Genomic DNA, 1,279 nt, shown 5'->3' with positions numbered 1-1,279 from the left:
AAATGACTTCGTTGGCGTCCGTGAAATTATCGTTTTCTGGGGTGACGGTGATGGTTAGCGTCGCGGTTTCACCCGTATTAGTGGTGTAAGTAATAATAGGAACGGTACCGTTCCAATTTTCATTGGGTGTGAAGGTGTAAGACCCATCTTCGTTGATGATTAGGACACCACCTTCAAGAGCAACGTCAGTGCCTGGAGTATAAGATTGGCCGTCCACTTCAAAGCCACTCACGTTTAGGTCAGAATCTACGTCGCCATCGTTATCGAGTACATTACCTGTTGCAACAGTATCTTCAGCAACAGTATTAGTGTCGTTAGCCAACACCGATGCATCATCAACCGGCGTGACTTCGATGGTTAGTGTCGCGGTTTCACCCGTATTAGTGGTGTAAGTAATAACAGGAACGGTACCGTTCCAATTTTCATTGGGTGTGAAGGTGTAAGACCCATCTTCATTGATGATCAGGACACCGCCTTCAATAGCAACGTCTGTGCCGGCCGTATAAGTTTGGCCGTCCACTTCAAAGCCACTCACGCTTAGGTCAGAATCTACGTCGCCATCGTTATCGAGTACATTACCTGTTGCAACAGTATCTTCAGTAACAGTATTGGTGTCGTTAGCCAACACGGATGCGTCATCGACAGGTGTGACTTCGATGGTAAGCGTCGCGGTAACCCCCGTATTAGTGGTGTAAGTAATGACAGGAACGGTACCGTTCCAATTTTCATTGGGTGTGAAGGTGTAAGACCCATCTTCATTGATGATCAGGACACCACCTTCAAGGGCAACGTCTGTGCCAGGAGTATAAGTTTGCCCGTCCACTTCAAAGCCACTCACGCTTAGGTCAGAATCTACATCGCTATCGTTATCGAGTACATTACCTGTAGCAACAGTATCTTCAGCAACAGTATTGGTGTCGTTAGCCAACACGGATGCGTCATCGACAGGTGTGACTTCGATGGTCAGCGTCGCGGTAACACCCGTATTAGTGGTGTAAGTAATGACAGGAACAGTACCGTTCCAATTTTCATTGGGTGTGAAGGTGTAAGACCCATCTTCATTGATGATCAGGACACCACCTTCAAGAGCAACTTCTGTGCCGGCCGTATAAGTTTGGCCATCCACTTCAAAGCTACTCACGCTTAGGTCAGAATCAACGTCGCTATCGTTATCAAGTACATTACCTGTAGCAATAGTATCTTCAGCAACAGTATTGGTGTCGTTGGCCAACACAGATGCGTCATCGACAGGTGTGACTTCGATGGTCAGCGTCGCGGT

1 protein-coding gene is annotated in these 1,279 nt (G+C 47.4%); it reads right to left on the bottom strand.

Features of this window, described 5'->3' with window-relative positions; translation table 11 throughout:
- The coding region (locus ACED29_RS21130; protein WP_371698690.1) for an Ig-like domain-containing protein at positions 1-1,279 on the bottom strand (1,279 nt) is incomplete at both ends.

Origin of the sequence: Shewanella sp. 5S214, assembly GCF_041439795.1 — a bacterium.
GTDB classification, from domain to species: Bacteria; Pseudomonadota; Gammaproteobacteria; order Enterobacterales; family Shewanellaceae; genus Shewanella; species Shewanella vesiculosa.
Note: the sequence above shows the minus strand (reverse complement) of the source record. Positions and strands in the feature narration are given on the sequence as shown.